The organism is Kushneria phyllosphaerae (assembly GCF_900312995.1).
Taxonomy (GTDB): Bacteria; Pseudomonadota; Gammaproteobacteria; order Pseudomonadales; family Halomonadaceae; genus Kushneria; species Kushneria phyllosphaerae.
Genome location: NZ_ONZI01000001.1, coordinates 24,923 through 41,771, shown reverse-complemented (window position 1 = coordinate 41,771; position 16,849 = coordinate 24,923). Strand labels below are relative to the sequence as shown.

The 16,849-nt window shown below is 58.1% G+C and carries 16 protein-coding genes; 12 read left to right on the top strand and 4 right to left on the bottom strand.

Features of this window, described 5'->3' with window-relative positions; all coding sequences use genetic code 11:
* Positions 1–8 precede the first annotated feature (8 nt).
* The gene (locus KSP9073_RS00175; RefSeq protein ID WP_108840950.1) at positions 9–1,016 is read right to left on the bottom strand and encodes a transketolase family protein; all 1,008 of its coding nucleotides are present in this window, start codon (positions 1,014–1,016) and stop codon (positions 9–11) included.
* A 51-nt stretch (positions 1,017–1,067) separates the two neighbouring features.
* Entirely contained in the window at positions 1,068–1,922 is an 855-nt protein-coding gene (locus tag KSP9073_RS00170; RefSeq protein WP_108840949.1) for a transketolase, read from the bottom strand.
* A gap of 71 nt (positions 1,923–1,993) precedes the next feature.
* Between KSP9073_RS00170 and KSP9073_RS17565 the strand changes: the two genes are divergently transcribed.
* From KSP9073_RS17565 to KSP9073_RS00145, 6 genes are all read left to right on the top strand, one after another.
* Positions 1,994–2,167, top strand: coding sequence for a hypothetical protein (locus KSP9073_RS17565; protein WP_165814108.1), 174 nt, complete (start codon positions 1,994–1,996; stop codon positions 2,165–2,167).
* A 149-nt stretch (positions 2,168–2,316) separates the two neighbouring features.
* On the top strand, positions 2,317–3,384 hold the full coding sequence (locus tag KSP9073_RS00165) for a TRAP transporter substrate-binding protein (protein ID WP_108840948.1): 1,068 nt from the start codon (positions 2,317–2,319) through the stop codon (positions 3,382–3,384).
* Between the two features lie 82 nt (positions 3,385–3,466).
* A complete protein-coding gene (locus tag KSP9073_RS00160) occupies positions 3,467–4,093 on the top strand; it encodes a TRAP transporter small permease (RefSeq protein WP_108840947.1) in 627 nt (208 codons plus the stop codon).
* Positions 4,090–5,349 (top strand): TRAP transporter large permease, encoded by a 1,260-nt coding sequence (locus KSP9073_RS00155; protein ID WP_108840946.1) that lies wholly within the window; start codon positions 4,090–4,092, stop codon positions 5,347–5,349. The genes KSP9073_RS00160 and KSP9073_RS00155 overlap by 4 nt, the downstream gene beginning before the upstream one ends.
* Positions 5,350–5,429: 80 nt before the next feature.
* The gene (locus tag KSP9073_RS00150) at positions 5,430–6,302 is read left to right on the top strand and encodes a sugar phosphate isomerase/epimerase family protein (protein ID WP_108840945.1); all 873 of its coding nucleotides are present in this window, start codon (positions 5,430–5,432) and stop codon (positions 6,300–6,302) included.
* Positions 6,303–6,344: 42 nt separating this feature from the next.
* Positions 6,345–7,103 (top strand): SDR family NAD(P)-dependent oxidoreductase, encoded by a 759-nt coding sequence (locus KSP9073_RS00145; RefSeq protein ID WP_108840944.1) that lies wholly within the window; start codon positions 6,345–6,347, stop codon positions 7,101–7,103.
* A 34-nt stretch (positions 7,104–7,137) separates the two neighbouring features.
* On the opposite strand, the gene KSP9073_RS00140 is transcribed toward KSP9073_RS00145, so the two are convergent.
* Positions 7,138–7,812, bottom strand: coding sequence for a GntR family transcriptional regulator (locus KSP9073_RS00140; protein WP_108840943.1), 675 nt, complete (start codon positions 7,810–7,812; stop codon positions 7,138–7,140).
* A 387-nt stretch (positions 7,813–8,199) separates the two neighbouring features.
* Here KSP9073_RS00140 and KSP9073_RS00135 point away from each other — a divergent pair, with 387 nt between their 5' ends.
* The 5 genes from KSP9073_RS00135 (at position 8,200) to KSP9073_RS00115 (ending at position 14,078) form a co-directional block, all read left to right on the top strand.
* Positions 8,200–8,856, top strand: a complete 657-nt coding sequence (locus KSP9073_RS00135; protein ID WP_108840942.1) for a DUF2291 family protein — start codon at positions 8,200–8,202, stop codon at positions 8,854–8,856.
* Between the two features lie 21 nt (positions 8,857–8,877).
* Complete coding sequence (locus KSP9073_RS00130; protein ID WP_243409054.1) at positions 8,878–10,440, top strand: sugar ABC transporter ATP-binding protein; 1,563 nt, start codon at positions 8,878–8,880, stop codon at positions 10,438–10,440.
* 27 nt (positions 10,441–10,467) lie between these two features.
* Positions 10,468–11,589, top strand: a complete 1,122-nt coding sequence (locus tag KSP9073_RS00125) for an ABC transporter permease (RefSeq protein WP_108840941.1) — start codon at positions 10,468–10,470, stop codon at positions 11,587–11,589.
* A gap of 67 nt (positions 11,590–11,656) precedes the next feature.
* Positions 11,657–12,619 (top strand): D-ribose ABC transporter substrate-binding protein, encoded by a 963-nt coding sequence (locus KSP9073_RS00120; RefSeq protein WP_108840940.1) that lies wholly within the window; start codon positions 11,657–11,659, stop codon positions 12,617–12,619.
* Positions 12,620–12,968: 349 nt separating this feature from the next.
* The gene (locus KSP9073_RS00115) at positions 12,969–14,078 is read left to right on the top strand and encodes an MDR/zinc-dependent alcohol dehydrogenase-like family protein (protein WP_108841955.1); all 1,110 of its coding nucleotides are present in this window, start codon (positions 12,969–12,971) and stop codon (positions 14,076–14,078) included.
* Between the two features lie 178 nt (positions 14,079–14,256).
* Here KSP9073_RS00115 and KSP9073_RS00110 read toward each other — a convergent pair whose 3' ends face one another.
* Positions 14,257–15,261, bottom strand: coding sequence for a lactonase family protein (locus KSP9073_RS00110; RefSeq protein ID WP_108840939.1), 1,005 nt, complete (start codon positions 15,259–15,261; stop codon positions 14,257–14,259).
* A 336-nt stretch (positions 15,262–15,597) separates the two neighbouring features.
* Here KSP9073_RS00110 and metK point away from each other — a divergent pair, with 336 nt between their 5' ends.
* The gene (metK, locus tag KSP9073_RS00105; protein WP_108840938.1) at positions 15,598–16,818 is read left to right on the top strand and encodes a methionine adenosyltransferase; all 1,221 of its coding nucleotides are present in this window, start codon (positions 15,598–15,600) and stop codon (positions 16,816–16,818) included.
* The last annotated feature ends 31 nt before the right edge of the window (positions 16,819–16,849 follow it).

Genomic DNA, 16,849 nt, shown 5'->3' with positions numbered 1-16,849 from the left:
CTTTGGTGTTACATCCAGCCGCGGATGCGGCGCACCATGGCCTCGGTAGAAATACCGTAGCGGTCGTGTAGGGTCGGTAGGGCGCCGGCGTCAAGGAAGGCATCCGGCAGGGCAATCTGCTTGAAGGGCACATTAATGCCGCGTCGCATCAATAAGGACGCCACAGCTTCGCCCAGCCCACCTACCTCGGAATGGTTTTCGGCCACCACGACCAGTCGGCCGTTGTTTTGCGCCTCCTGCAGGATAGTCTGCTCGTCCAGCGGCTTGATGGTTGGTGAATGCAGCACGCGCACGCCAATGCCATCGGCACGAAGCTGCTCGGCGGCTTCCAGCGCACGCATGGTCATAAAGCCTGCTGAAATCAGCAGCACTTCGTTGCCTTCGGTCAGGGCCCTGGCCTTGCCGATCTCAAAGCGGTAGTCGGCGTAGTCATCCAGTACGACCGGTACCTTGCCGCGCAACAGGCGCATGTAGACCGGGCCCTGGTGCTCGACCATGGCAGGTACGGCCTGCTCGATGTCCAGCGCATCGCACGGGTCGATGATGGTGAGGTTGGGCATGGCGCGGAAGATGGCCACGTCGTCGGTTGCCTGGTGGCTGGGGCCGTAACCGGTGGTCAGGCCCGGCAGGGCGCAGGCGATCTTGACGTTGAGCTTCTCTTCGGCGATGCCCATGGCGATGAAATCATAGGCACGACGCGAGGCGAATACACCATAGGTGGTGGCAAAGGGGATAAAGCCTTCGCGTGCCATGCCGGCGGCGGCACCAAACAGTAGCTGCTCGGCCATGCCCATCTGATAGAAACGGTCCGGAAACGCCTGACCAAAGATATGCAGATCGGTGTACTTGGCCAGATCCGCCGACAGGCCGACGATCTCTTCGCGTTGACGTGCCAGCTCCACCAGCGCATGGCCAAAGGGCGCCGGGCGGGTTGGCTGATTTTCGTCGGCGATGGAGGCAATCATCGCTGACGTGGTCAGTTTCTTGCGGGGTTGGTTCTGTTGAGCCTGGCTCATGTTTTCTACTCCAGCGATAAATGGCGAAGGGCGTCTAAGGTAGATAAAGGCTCAGGATGCTTTAAATCCGGCTTCCAGCACCTCCAGTGCCTTTTGCCACTCATCGGCATCGACCCGAATGAAGTGGGTTTTCTCACGCTCTTCCAGAAACGGCACGCCCTTGCCCATCAGCGTGTCGCACAAAATCATGCGCGGTTTGGTCTCAGGGTGCTTGCGGGCGTTGTCAAAGGCCTCTACCAGCGCCTCGATGTCGTTGCCATCAACACGTTGTGTGTACCAGCCAAAGGCTTCCCAGCGATCCACCAGCGGCTCGTAGCCCAATGTGGTGGGTGTGGGGCCGTCGGCCTGTTGATTGTTAACGTCCACAATGGCGATGAGGTTATCGAGCTTGTGGTGCGAGGCCGACATGGCAGCCTCCCATGTGGAGCCTTCATTGAGCTCGCCATCGGAGAGCAGGTTGTAGACGAACGAATCCGACTTTTTGCGCTTGAGCCCTAGCGCCATGCCGACCGCAATACCCAGGCCGTGACCGAGCGAGCCGCCGGTAATCTCCATGCCCGGCGTGTAGGCCGCCATGCCGGACATTGGCAGACAGCTGTCATCACTGCCGTAGCTTTCAAGCTCGCTTTCCGCCACGAAGCCTGCTTCCAGCAGGGCGGCGTAGAGTGCGATGGCGTAGTGACCGATAGAGAGCAGGAAACGGTCTCGACCTTCCCATTCGGGGTCGTCCGCCTGATAGCGAGTGGCATGGAAATAGGCCACCGCCAGCACGTCGGCGACGCCGAGCGCCTGGCCGACATAGCCCTGTCCCTGGACCTCGCCCATCCTTAGCGCTTTCTGGCGAATCCGGAAGGCGCGTTCATCAAGTGAAATCTCGCGATCAGGTGTTGATGTCTGTGCTTGCATGTCAGCTCCCGAATGGTGCGGTTGCAATTAATTGGTAGTACCAATTTTGGATAGTCTGCAGAAGCGCTTCCATGAATCACATAAGACCTTGGTTCAAGCAGGCCATAAAAGAATTTTTGAAGAAAAATATGGCAGCTAGAGTTGCCATCTGTTCTTTTTATTGGTTGACCAAAACTTTTAATTGGAAGCGCCACGACGTAATCTTTGGTCTTAGAGTTCCTTTTTTGGCGATTTTAGGGCTTTGAAAACAATTACTTGATGAGTAAGCCCAAAGTCGAACAATTGATTAGGTTGACTGTTAACAATGCCGCCGTGTATTGCTTTAAATCATGAGTAAAGGCGGCGCCAAAGGGGCTGCCTGCAGGTTTCCATCGGCCAGATCGAGGACAGCATCATGCAGCGGATCACCATGAGTGGGCGGCAAAACAGGAGTCAGGGATTTTCGAAAGGCTGGCGCTGGTGTCAGACCTTTGCCCTGGCAACAGGGCTAGGGGCCAGTGCACTAATGGGAAGTAGTGCACAGGCAGCACAAACGCTGGTATTGGGGCATGGTGCTGCCCCGGGCAACCCAAGGGCGCTGGCTGCCGAGCATATGGCCGAGCTGGTTAACGAATACAGCAAGGGCGAGCTTGAGCTGACCATTCAGGGGTCGGAACAGCTGGGATCTGATTTACAGATGCTGCAGCAGGTACAAAGCGGTGCACTGGGGCTGAGTGCCAATAGTCAGGGTGCCCTGGCCAATATTGTGCCCAAGGCCAACGTGTTTGGCCTGCCTTTTCTTTTTGACTCCCCGCAGGCGGCCTGGCAGGTCGTGGATGGCGAGATTGGTGACGAGGTCTCCGAACAGGCTGAGCAGCGCGGCTTTAAGGTTCTGGCCTGGTGGGACAATGGATTGCGCCAGTTCACCAACAACGTCCGCCCAATCACGTCGCCTTCTGACATGAAGGGTCTGAAGATGCGTACGCCACAGGATCCAGTGACCATCGATACATTGCGCGCCTTGGGTGCCAACCCGACGCCGCTGGCCTTTGGCGAGCTCTACGTAGCGCTTAAACAGGGCACCGTGGACGGTCAGGAGAACCCTGTAGTCAACATCGTCTCCTCGCACCTGGAGGAAGTGCAGAAGTATCTGTCGCTGTCGGACTATCGCTATGAAACCACCCCTGTGGTGATCGGACTTGCCTCCTGGCAGCGTCTTTCAAAAGACAACCAGGAGGCCCTCATGAAAGCGGCTCGTGAATCCACCGATTTTGAACGTCAAACCCTGATCAGTCAGACCGATGAGCTGCTGGAAAAACTGCGCAGTGACAAGTCTATTGCCATCAACAATGTGGATACCCAGGCATTTCGCCAGGCGACTGCGTCAGTGGATGAAACCTGGGAAGGCAAACTTGGCGATATCGTTAGCCGAGCCCGCGAGGCGGCCAAAAGCGCCAACGCACAGCACCCGGGTACTAACTGATCCTCATGTCGGGGCCGGGGCGCCGGAACTGTCGCCCAGCCCTGATACGACGTGATGATAAAAAGAAGGTGGGGGCAAACCCATGACGCAATCGCATGGTGTGCTCAACGAACAGGCATTACACACTCCGCAGGTCGGGCAGATGAAAAAAAGGCAGACGCATGCAGACCCGGTGCAGCAGGAACGTCAGGCGTCAACGGGCAGGTTGGTGAGATGGCTTGCCCGCGGTCGACGACTTTTTGATCTGGCCGGCAGTGTCGTCGTTTTGATGACCACACTGATCATTGGTGTGACGTTGATGGCCGGTGTTGTCGTGCGCTATTTCCTGAATGGTTCGCTGGCGTGGGGCAGTGAGCTGCCCGTTATTCTTTTTCCCTGGCTGGTCATGGGTGGCGTAGTCATGGCTGCAGCACGCCATGAGCACCTGGGCGTAGATTTCTTTTTGAGAAAGATGTCGGCGGCCACCGGGCGTGTCGTGCTGTCCGTCATGCAAGGATTCATCATCATTTTGATGGCATCACTGATTTATCAGTCACAGTCACTTTTGATGTTTTTACAGTATCAGAGCACGCCCGTTCTGGGGTGGTCGGCCAGCTGGGCCTTTTACAGTCTGCCGGTCGGCGCCATCGGTGTGCTCTTGCTGGCCATCATCGATTTGATCGGGTTGGTTAGCGGGCGTGAGTCTGTCATCAAGGAGATGCCGGTATGACGCTGATTGCCCTGCCTCTTTTCATGCTGTTGCTGGCCCTGGCGCTGCCGATCGGTTATGCCCTGCTGGGCGCCAGCAGCCTGGGTATTCTGGTCAGTGGAAACTATCCGCTATCCATCGCGGCCCAGCGCTTTTTTGATTCCACCCAGAGCTCGCTGCTGCTGGCGATCCCGTTTTTTATTCTGGCCGGCGAGCTGCTGATTGCAGGTACGCTGGGCCAGCGTATCATCCATTTTGCCGGGTTGCTGGTGGGCCGAGTGCGTGGCGCGCTGGGGCAGGTGAGTGTGGTCACCTCGATGCTGTTTGCCGGCGTGTCGGGCTCTGCAGTGGCAGATGCCTCAGCGCTGGGCTCGGTGCTTATCCCCTGGCAAAAGCGGGAAGGCTACCCGGCGCCCTTTGCTGCTGCGGTCAATTCGGCCAGCTCGGTCATAGGCGTCATCATTCCACCTTCAATCCCGTTGATCATCTATTCAAGCGTCTCCCAGGTATCGGTCGGGGCGCTCTTTCTGGCCGGTATTATTCCGGGTTTGATATTTGGTCTGGCCAGCCTGATCGCCGTATATCTGATTGCTCGACGCGGCAATTTCCCTCGTCAAAATCAGCCCTTTTCGCTGTTCGGCATCATCCGCGGCTTCTTCGAATCCCTGCCGGCCCTTTTGATGCCGGTCATTATCCTGGGCGCCCTGATCGGCGGTATTGCGACACCAACCGAAATCAGCGTGGTAGCGGTGTTCTATGCGCTGATTGTACGGATCTGCTATCGCGATCTCGGTTTTGCCAGCGTGCTGCAGTCAATTCTCAGTGCCGGGCGTGCCACTGGCGCCGTCATGCTGCTGATCATGGCTTCCTCTGTACTGGGTTGGATCATGACAGTGGATCAGCTGCCTGCGCAGCTGGTGAGCTTCGTTAATGGGCTGGAGCTCTCCGATGTACTGATCATTGTATTCATGAACCTGTTGATGCTGGTGGTAGGGGCTGTCATCGACATGACGCCAGCCATCCTGCTGTTGGCGCCCATCATGATTCCGCTGGCAGACGCCATCGATATGAGTCTGATACAGCTGGGCATCATGATGGTGCTCAACCTTGCCATCGGGCTTTTTACGCCGCCGGTCGGTACCACGCTCTTTATCTCCTCCTCGATTGCCGGCGTACGGATTGAAGAGACGGCCCGTGCGCTGGTGCCATTTTACATTTTCGCACTGATTGTATTGATGTTGGTGAGCTATGTGCCGGCACTGTTTCCGGCGGGTTAGAACGGGACGCGGCTTTCTAGATGGATGCCGTATCAAACTTTGACTGTTTTTATTGTTAACAGTCGACAAAGGAGGCTGGAATGAGTGTTGAACTGCCCTCTGCCGAACAGATGCGTGCTGTTGGCATGTCGGTCAGTACCGCGGCCTGGGATGGCTACGACTGGCCTGACGTTTTCGCTTCGATGGCGCGGCTCAATATCGGTGATGTTGAAGTGGCTTTCATCAAGGGCTATGTCAACGAGTTCACCGATGACGATTTAAACGACGAACTGGCCCATGAGCTGCGCACCCTGATGGCGCGCCACGGCCAGCGCTGTACGGTGCTGTCGGCTCATATCGACCTTGGCGAGGCCGGGGCTGCCGAGAGCATGGCAGTGCGTATTCGCTTTGCCGCGGCCCTGGGGGCGCGTTATCTGATTTCCAATGCGGCAAGCCAGGCCGGGCGTGATCATTTCGAACAGGGACTCGATCACATGATGTCGTCCGCGCGCGAGGCGGGCGTCAAACTCCTGTTCGAAAACCCGGGTGATGGCAGCAATAACCTGATTAACCAGGCCAGTGAGCTATCGACGCTGCTGGCGCGACTCGATGCGTCTGCGGCCGGCATCAACTACGACCCGGGCAATTTGATTTCGCATTGCCCGGCGCTGTCGCCTCTTGATGACGCGCTCCAAGCCATCCCGCAGAGCGACCATCTGCACCTCAAGGCGGTGAGCCGCGGACATGATGGCTATCACTTTGGTGCGCTGGGTACCGGTGATATCGACTATGCCCCCATTGTTGAGGCACTGGCGGCGCGCCGCCTGCCCTTTAGCCTCGAACTGCCCTTCCGGCTGCGGCGTGATGAGCACGCGCAGCCCAACAAACAGGCCGAGCCACTGCCGCTTGAGGAGATCGAGCGCGACGTGGCGGCGTCCTTGCGCTGGACGGCGCAGAACCATCCGGCCCTGTAATTACCCGTGGTCATTCACTTCAACCTCGTCCAGGAGTACATCATGAAAGGATTGTTGGAAGATAAGGTATGCATCATCACCGGCGGCGCCGGTCCCCGCGGGATCGGCAAGGCTGCCGCGCGACTCTTTCACGAGCATGGCGCCATTGTGGTGATTGCCGATCTGGATCTGGAAAAAAGCCGCGAGGCGGCGGCTGATGTCAGCAGTGAGCGTACGCTCGGGGTAGTCTGCGACGTGACCGACAAGGCTTCCTGTGAGGCGGCCGCGAAGACGGTGGCAGACGCCTTTGGGCGTATCGACGTGCTGATCAACAATGCGGGCATTACCCAGCCGCTGAAAACCATGGAGATCACGGCAGAGAACTACGAGCAGGTCACTGACGTCAGCCTACGCGGCATGCTGTACATGTCTCAGGCCGTACTGCCTTACATGGTGGAGCAGAAGGGCGGTGCTATCGTGAACACCTCGTCGGTCTCTGCCCAGCGCGGCGGCGGCATTTTTGGCGGTCCGCACTATAGCGCGGCCAAGGCGGGTATGCTGGGCCTTTCAAAGGCGATGGCACGTGAGTTCGGCGTCCACAATATTCGTGTCAATTCGGTGACGCCTGGCCTGATTCAGACCGATATCACTGGCGGCAAGCTAACCGATGAAATAAAAACGCAGATTCTGACCGGTATCCCACTTAATCGCCTGGGCGATGCCGCGGATGTAGCGCGCGGCTTTCTGTTTTTGGCCTCCGAGCTCTCCTCTTATACCACTGGTGCCGCGCTTGATATCAACGGCGGCATGCACATGTATTGATGATGTTGGGCGCAGGCCATGCCTGCGTCCGCTTTCACCTCATCTGCTCGTCGGCCTGCTGGTGAAGTGCCTGTGACAGGCGCAGTGCTGCTTCCTGCATGTGGTTGGCCAGTACGGCTGCGGTCCGATCGCCGTCCTCCTCACGCATGGCATCAATGATTCTGACGTGACGCTCCGCAGCCATGTTATGCAAGGCGCGTTCAAGACCTGCCGACATGATGCAGATGCGAATCGGCCCTTCCAGCGTCGCCCAGGTTTTCAGCAGTACCTCGTTGCCACTGAGTTGACACAGGAGGCGATGAAAGCCCATATCGGCCTCGATCTGTTCAGTCAGGTTGCCTTCAAGGCGAGCCATTTTCTCGGCCTGTGCGGCCAGTCTTGCAATATGAGCCTCTCGCTCTGGCTGGTCACAGATTAGCCGTGCGGCCAGGGTCTCCAGCGATGTGCGAACCCGGTAGATGTCTAAAACTTCCTTGCTATCGATGTAGCGTATGCTGAGCTGACCGCGTGCACCTGCGACCAGCAGCCCTTCCTGCTCCAGACGACGCATGGCCTCACGCAGGGTGCCACGGCTAACGCCAAACGCGTTGGATAGATCGGTCTCCACCAGATGATGGCCGGGCGGTAGCTGCCCGGTGGTGATCGCCGATCGCAGTGCGTTTAGACACTGGTCACGAAGGGTGGTGCGCTGAAGGCTTTTAATGCTCATGTATAGCTCCTGTCGACACAATAAAGCAGACGTCATGATTGCCATTAATAGCATTGTGAACTGTCAACAACTAACAGGAGGTAACGCACCAATGATCTGTCCGGGAGAAAATGCTCTCATTATCAATGCCCTCTACGGCGACTAACTTTAGTCGCAGCCCCTCCCGATGAATCAGTTTATTGCCTTTTATTTCAGAGCGTTAAAAACGTTAAGCATAAAGTCTTAGCGCTTGGAGTCCGCCCGGGGATTGCAGGCAGCAGGCGTCACAGCGTTAATACATTTGAACGAAGGCAGGTCAAATGATTCGAGTCAGGCACTATCGATGTAGCGTCCAGTGCGCCTGAAAGTCTTGCAAACACCCGCCCCTGCAGTGGAGACCGGTTTGATATGACAGCAGATGCCAGTACCCATGCCCGCCCTCGCTCCCGCAAAAAAAAGAGTCGTGCCATCACGGCAGTTGTGGTGGTAGTCGTGGCCGCCGCCATGGCCTGGGATACGCATGTGGTCGAGCAGGGTGCGCAGTCCGATGTTCAGAGCGGACAGTTTTCAGCAGAGCGTTATGGTCAGGAGCAGTTCCCGGAAATTATGCAAAACGTTGAATCGCGCGCCGTGGAGGCCCCGGAACTGGCACAGGCGCTAAATGATGATGCCAGCGCGGCCGGCGAGCGCTACGGAGTGGCCAGCGGGATTGCTCCAATCTTTCCGGTGCATTTCACCGGCACGGTCGGAGAGGGCAAATCCGGCATCTACACGATCGACATTCCCGATATGCCTGAAGGCACCCGGATTCGGGTGCAGACCGGGCCGGCCATCAATGGCACCACACTGCGTGATGCCACCGGCGACATCAGCTTTGGCCAGTTTACCAATCAGATCGAGTATCAAGATGCGGGTGCTGCCATCAACAATGCCATGAAGGCCGAGGTACTCGAAGGTGTGGATACTGCAGCGCTGAGCGGTAAAACCGTTGAGGTCACCGGCGTGTTTCAGATGATCAATCCCAAAAACTGGCTGGTCACCCCGGTGGCCCTCGATGTGCAGTAGGGCGGGACAGGAGTGAATGCCATGAGCAGCGCAAACAGTGTCATGGACAGGTCAACGATTTCGGGCAGTAAGACGGGTGATGTCGTGCTGTCGGCGCGTAATGTGGCCAAGTCCTTTGGCAGCGTGCACGCGCTCAAAAGTGTCAACTTCGATATCCGCCGCGGTCAGGTCACCACGCTTTTTGGTGAAAACGGCGCGGGCAAGTCGACGCTGATGAAAATTCTTTCCGGCGTAATGCAGCCCAGTGCTGGCGAGATTGTGCTTGACGGTGAGTCGGTGCGTTTTTCTTCCACCGTGGATGCCCAGCGCCACGGGATTTCAATCATCCATCAGGAGCTGAGTCTGGCGCCCAACATGAATGTGCGTGACAACATTTTCATGGGACGTGAACTGGGTGGGCCGGGCGGTGTGGATTATGCCGGCGAGGCCCGTGAAACCGAGCGACTGATGGCGGAACTGGATGAGCCCATCGATCCGATGACGCTGGTGGAAGACCTGCGTCTGGGTCAGCAGCAGATTGTGGAGATTGCCCGGGCGCTGTCAGTCAACTCGCGCATTCTGATCATGGATGAGCCGACCTCGGCCCTGTCGGCTTCGGAAGTTGAAGTGTTGTTTCGGGTCATCGAGGATTTAAAGAGTCGCGGCGTCTCGATCGTCTATATCTCGCATCACCTGGAAGAGGCGCTGACCATTACCGATCACGCCGTGGTGCTGCGTGATGGCGCCATGACCGCCTGGGCCGAGCGCCGCGAGATCGATCTGGAGTGGATCGTGCGTCACATGGTGGGCGAGAACTTCGATCTGGGCTCGCCGCCGACCGGCTATGAAATGGGCGAGGTGGCGCTGTCGTTTGACAACATCAGCGTGGCGGATGTGGCCGTACCGGAACGTTCGGTTGTGGATCGTTTGTCGCTGGCAGTACGCGCCGGGGAAATCGTGTGTATTTACGGCCTGATGGGGGCCGGGCGCACGGAGCTTCTGGAGTGCGCTGCGGGGCGCGTACCGGCAAGCGACGGTCGGATCATGCTGGAGGGTGAGGATATTTCCGGTCTGAGCATTGCCGAGCGTATAGAGCGCGGGCTGGTGCTGGTGCCGGAAGATCGCCAGCGTGATGGGCTGGTGCAGACCATGGCAGTAGGCGAGAACCTGTCGTTGGCCAGCATCGGTGCCTTTACCCGGGGCTTTCTGACCTCGCGCGCTCGCGAGCAGAACGTGATCGAGGATTCCATTCGCAACGTGCATATCAAGACCGACGGCGGTGCGGCCGGTATCGGGTCACTCTCGGGCGGCAATCAGCAAAAGGTCGTCATCGGCAAGATGCTGGCGACCCGGCCACGGGTCGTCATCCTCGACGAGCCCAGTCGCGGCATCGATATCGGTGCCAAGGCCGAGGTGTTCCGGCTGCTGGCTGAAGGCGCCTCGAAAGGACTGGCGGTGATCTATTCGACCTCTGAGGTAGGGGAGTGTCTGAGCGTGGCGCATCGCATTGTCGTGATGAGCCGGGGCCGGATCAGTGCAGAGTTCGGGGCCGATGTCAGCAGGGAAGAGATCATGGCGGCCTCCGGTGAATCCGTTGCAGGCTGAAATACGTGTATGGCAGGGATCACTATCATGTCCGATGTTCGTCAGAGTGCTTCACCCGCGAGTTCCAGCCCGTCGTCTGACCGCGTGGCACCGCGGCGTACCGGCGGTTTCGACCTGGGGCACATTCTCCTTGAAGGTCGGGCCTTTTTTGCCCTGATCGCCATCATCGTCATCTTTGCGATGCTGTCACCGGTTTACTTCTCGACCGCCAATTTCCTGACCATGTCCTCGCACGTGGCCATTTTCGGGCTGCTCTCGATTGGCATGCTGCTGGTCATTCTGACCGGAGGGATCGATCTTTCGGTCGGTTCCACCATGGGGCTTGCCGGCGTCATGGCAGGTTTTCTGATGCAGGGGGTGTCGGTAGATGCCTTTGGTGTGACGCTTTATCCGCCGGTCTGGGCCGTGGTGGTGCTGACCTGTGTGCTGGGCGCCTTTGTGGGCATGATCAACGGCGTGCTGGTGTCGATTTTCAGGGTGCCGGCTTTTGTCGCCACACTGGGCACGCTTTATGTGGCGCGTGGTGCGGCGCTTTTGATGACCGACGGGCTGACCTACAACAATCTGAGCGGTAACCCGGAGCTGGGTAATACCGGCTTTGACTGGCTGGGCTTCAATCGGCTTTTTAATGTGCCTGTCGGGGTGCTGATCTTTGCCGCAGTCGCCATTGTCTGCATGTTCGCCCTCAATCGAACGCCTTTCGGCCGCTGGGTATACGCCACCGGGGGTAATGCACGCGCTGCGGAACTTTCCGGGGTGCCGGTCAAGCGGGTACAGATCTGGGTCTATGTGCTCTCCGGTGTCTGTGCCGCCATTGCCGGGCTGGTGCTCTCTTCACAGCTGACCTCTGCCGGGCCCACGGCCGGCACCACCTATGAGCTGACCGCGATTGCCGGTGTGGTGATCGGTGGGGCGGCGCTGACCGGAGGGCGCGGGAACGTGCGCGGCACGCTTTTGGGCGCGTTCGTGATCGGGTTCCTCTCCGATGGACTGGTCATCATCGGGGTCTCCTCCTATTGGCAGACCGTGTTCATGGGCGCGGTAATCGTACTGGCGGTGCTTTTGAACAGCATTCAGTACAAGCCGCGTAAAAAGCGTACTGCCAGTACCGAGAATCAGAAGGCTTCATCGCCCTCCGGGCCAGCGTGAGCTGGCTCATGTGGGATCGAAAGGCCGGCTCGCCGGTATACCAACCGTCAAGGCAAGGGGAAGCATCATGTTGAGAAAGGGAACACGTCTTTTGATGGCGGGCCTGGCCATTGGTGCCATGGTCGTCGGGGGCAGTGCCCTGGCGCAGGATCAGCAGAAGGGATTGATTTCAATCATCGTCAATGACCCCTCCAATCCGTATTGGTTGACCGAGGGTAATATTGCCCGCGAAACGGCCCAGGAGATGGGCTACAGCGCCAATGTCAGCGCCCACAAGGGTGATACCAATTCCGAAAGCCGGCAGATCGATACGGCAATTACCAACAAGGCTAAGGCAATTATTCTGGATCCGGCCAACGCTGATGGCTCTGTCGGCGCGGTGAAAAAGGCCGTTAACGCCGGCATTCCGGTCTTTATCGTCAATGCCGAGATCAACCAGCAGGGGCTGGCGAAGGCCCAGCTGGTGTCCAATAACGCTCAGGGCGCCGCACTGGGCGCGCAGCAGTGGGTCGAGGCTGTGGGCGACAGCGCCCGCTATGTCGAGCTCAAGGGTGCGCCGTCCGACAATAATGCTGCAACCCGCTCCAACGGCTATCAGACCGTATTGACCCAGTATCCTGACCTCGAGCTGGTGGCCTCTGATGTGGCCAACTGGGACCGCACCCAGGGCTACAGCAAGACCCAGAGCATGCTACAGGCCAACCCGGATATTCAGGGCCTGATCAGCGGTAACGATGAGATGGCACTCGGTGCGGTCGCGGCCCTGCGCGAGTCGGGTAAACTCAAGGACGTCGTGGTAGGCGGTTTCGATGGTTCTCCTGATGCTGTCAAGGCCGTCAAGGACGGCGACATGGCCTACACCGTACTGCAGCCGGTAGCGGTGTTTTCAAAGCGTGCCGTGGAGCTGGCTGATCAGTTCATCCGTACCGGCGACACCGGTCTGAACGGTGAAAAGCAGCTTTTTGACTGCCTGCTGATCACGCCGGACAACGTCGATCAGGTGACGTCACCCTTCGTGCTGGAACAGTAAGCGTCAATATCGCAATGCAGCATCGAAGCCGCCTGACAGGGCGGCTTCTTTTGTTTGTGGTGGATCTGGTTGCTGGATGAGTTTTACTGCCAGGCTGGCAGTAGATGACGCTCTGTTCAAATGTTCGGGCACGGGTCATTGAATGCGCTTTTGACATGGCCATGAACGGGGCAGACATTCGTCGTGTGTCATTTGTAAAAAACCAGAGTAATCAGTTCGATAAAACGTTGTTGCGCTAAAGTATAAGGCTTGTGGCGCGGACATTTGATTGACCGGCTGCGGCTCACGGCGTTATTTCATTTGTCCACGGCAGGAACAAATGATGTTTGTACAACGCCACGAGGTGAGCATGTCTGACACGCTGACGCAGGATAACGTCTCTCAACACGACATCCCCAAAACCATGCACGCCGTGGTCGCCTATGGCCCCGGTGACTATCGCTATGAAGAAGTACCGGTTCCCGAACTCGATAATGACCGGGAAATTCTGGTCAAGGTTGAGGGCTGCGGCATCTGTGCCGGTGACATCAAGTCCTTTGATGGTGCGCCGAGTTTCTGGGGCGACGAGCATCAGCCGGCTTACATCAAGGCGCCCATGATCCCCGGGCACGAGTTTATCGGTCGGGTTGTGAAGGTCGGGGATGCGGTCAAGGACTACAAGCCCGGTGATCGCGTGATCTCCGAGCAGATCGTGCCCTGCTGGGACTGTCGCTTTTGCGGCCGTGGCCAGTACTGGATGTGTGAAAAGCACGATCTCTACGGCTTCCAGAGCAACGTGAACGGCGGCATGGCCGAGTACATGAAGTTTACAAAGGAGGCGATTAACTATCACGTGCCCGAAGAACTGCCGCTGGAGAAGGCGATTCTGATCGAGCCTTATGCCTGTTCGCTACACGCCGTTCAGCGCGCCAGAATCGAGCTGGGTGACGTGGTGGTGCTCTCCGGTGCGGGAACCCTGGGACTCGGTATGGTGGGTGCCGCCAAAAAGGCAGGCGCCGAAAAACTGATCGTGCTGGATCTTTTTGACGAGCGTCTGGAGCTGGCCAAAAAATTCGGCGCCGATATGGTGCTTAATCCCAAAAACGATGACGTGGTGTCGATCATCAAGGAGATGACCGGCGGTTACGGCTGTGATGTCTATATCGAGGCCACCGGCCATCCGAAATCGGTCGAACAGGGGCTGTCGATGATTCGAAAGCTGGGCCGCTTCGTCGAGTTCAGCGTGTTCAAGGATCCGGTCAGTGTGGACTGGAGCATCATCTCCGATCGCAAGGAGCTTGATGTGCTGGGCTCGCACCTGGGGCCTTACTGCTACCCGCTGGTGATTGAGGGCATCAAGAACGGAGACTACCCCACTGACGGTGTCGTGACGCACAAGCTACCACTGGAAAAATTCGAGGAAGGTTTTGAGCTCATGACCAGCGGCGCAAAATCACTGAAGATCGTGCTGATCCCCTGAGTGCAGATCCGAGACAGCGCGGCCACCATGCCGCGCTTTTTTTGTGCGTGTACTTCCAGCCTGAATTCATACAGCCCACGGACATTGTCATGTCCACCAACACATTTTCGGGTGAAGCGAAGGCTTTGAGTGACTCGCGCCGATGGCAGGCAGAGTGCCTGCCACCAGTGACGCAGGTTCAGGCCATCTCGACCCAGTCCGGTGACTGAGCGACTTCAACGCGGCTGATCAATTCAAGCCTGCCTTCGTTGAGATGATAGGCGGCCACATGATGGGATTGCTGGCCCGCCGCCAGCATCAGCGTTCCTGTTGCATCCAGCGCAAATCCTCTGGGCTGCGCCTCGACTTCAAAGGCGCCGATACGAGTGAGTTCGCCGCTGTCGGCATCCACCTCAAAGGATGTCACCAGCGAGCTGCTGCGCTCGGAGGCATAGAGGTAGCGACCCTCGGCGTCGAGATGAATGTCTGCTGCCCAGAAGGTATCAGCACTGCCCTTGTCTACCACGACTCGCTGTCGCTTGTTGAGGGTTCGAGTGCCACTGTCGTAGTCAAACAGTGTAATGGAACCGTCCAGCTCGCCGAGGAGATAAAGCCTTGTGCCGGCGGTGTTGAAGATCAGGTGCCTGGGCCCGGTGCCATCGGGAAGCGTGACCTCGATCGTGTCTTCAAAGGGAGGCTGGGCCTCAAGACTGGCGCAGTAAAGGCGGTCGCCGCCGAGGCTGGTGAACAGCAGATTGCGTTGATCCGGGTCAGGGAGAATGCAGTGGGCATTGGGCTCGGTGTCCCATCGACCCTGTTCGCCCTGTACGCTACCGTCAGAGGCGATCTCGTAGGCGGCGACCATATGGTGGTGATAGGACGCCGAGAAAAGCCGGTTTTCCCGTGTGGTGCAGGCGAGATACGCCACGCTTTCTTCGATGGGAAGGCTCGATACCGGCGTCAGCTGATGGCTCTGTGCATCAATGGCAAAGGTGAAGATGCCCATGGGGGTGCCGCGCCCGGCAGCATACAGATGGCGCCGATCCGGACTCAGGCACAGCGGCATGGAGCCACCGGCCTTTTCAAGGTCGGGGAGTGTGACGCGCTGAATCAGTTCAAGGCGCTCGTGTGCGTAGCGCACCAGACAGACCTCGCCGGCGCCGCCACAGCCGATATAGGCAAAAAGGGATTGCGATGATGACATGTGCCCACCCTGATGTTGAACGTGAAGGGACAAGGGTTACAGTCGTGCGCCCTTTAATCCAGTCAGTGATTGTAGGGTTCAAGGCGCTTTAAGGCGTCATCAACCATGGTCTGGCCTCTCAAGTGGCACGGCTCTGGCATGAACGTGTTGCGTGATGACCATGAAGACATTGCACGGGCGTGGGTTAGGCACTTTGCTTTTACCGGGTGTAAACTTTTCGCATTGTGCCGATAGTATCGGTATCCACATTAATGACAGGACGTCTGTTGTCTGCAGCACGGTCTGACTTTCCATGTTTTTGCTCACAAATGAGCGATAAAAGGATCCAGAGTCTTCATGAGCGAATACTCCCTGTTTACCTCCGAATCCGTCTCTGAAGGACATCCGGACAAGATTGCCGATCAGATCTCCGATGCAGTGCTTGATGCCCTGATTGCCCGCGACAAGCAGGCCCGCGTGGCCTGTGAAACGCTGGTCAAGACGGGCGTGGCGATTGTAGCCGGCGAGATTACCACCAGTGCCTGGGTGGATCTGGAAGAGCTGGTGCGTCGCGTGATCTCGGATATCGGTTATACCTCCTCCGAGGTCGGCTTTGATGGCGCCACCTGCGGCGTGCTTAACCTGATCGGCAAGCAGAGCATTGATATTGCTCAGGGCGTGGATCGTACCCGCCCCGAGGATCAGGGCGCGGGTGATCAGGGGCTGATGTTTGGTTATGCCACCAACGAGACGCCGTCCTATATGCCGGCGCCGATTCATTATTCGCATCGTCTGGTCGAGCGTCAGGCGGAGCTTCGCAAGAACGGTACGCTCTCCTGGCTGCGCCCGGATGCCAAGAGTCAGGTGACCTTTCGCTACGGCCAGGATGGCAAGCCGGTCGCAGTCGATGCGGTCGTGCTCTCAACGCAGCATGACGAGAGCATCTCGCAGGAGGAATTGCGTCACGCTGTCGAGGAGCTGATCATTCGTGATGTGCTGCCGGCCGAGTGGATCACCGAATCGACGCGCTTTCATATCAACCCGACTGGCAAGTTCGTGATCGGCGGGCCGGTCGGCGATTGTGGTCTGACCGGTCGCAAGATCATCGTGGATACCTATGGCGGCATGGCACGTCACGGTGGCGGTGCCTTCTCCGGCAAGGACCCGTCCAAGGTGGATCGCAGTGCGGCCTACGCCGGGCGCTATGTGGCCAAGAACCTGGTCGCTTCCGGGATTGCCGAGAAGTGCGAGATCCAGGTGTCCTACGCGATCGGTGTAGCCGAGCCGACTTCGGTGGCGATCAATACCTTTGGCACCGGCAAGATCAGCGATGACAAGATCATCGAGCTGGTACGCGAGCATTTCGATCTGCGGCCCTATGCGATCACGCGGATGCTGGACCTGCTCCACCCGATGTATCAGCTCACCGCCTCCTATGGGCACTTCGGGCGGGAACCGTTCGAGCACACCTATACCTGGAAGGATACGCGCGGCGAGATGCAGACCGAGACCTTCACGGCCTTCCCCTGGGAAAAAACCGACCGGGCCGAAGCGCTTCGAGACGCTGCCGGACTATAAGCCCTGCTCGACAGGCCGGTGCATCCCGCGC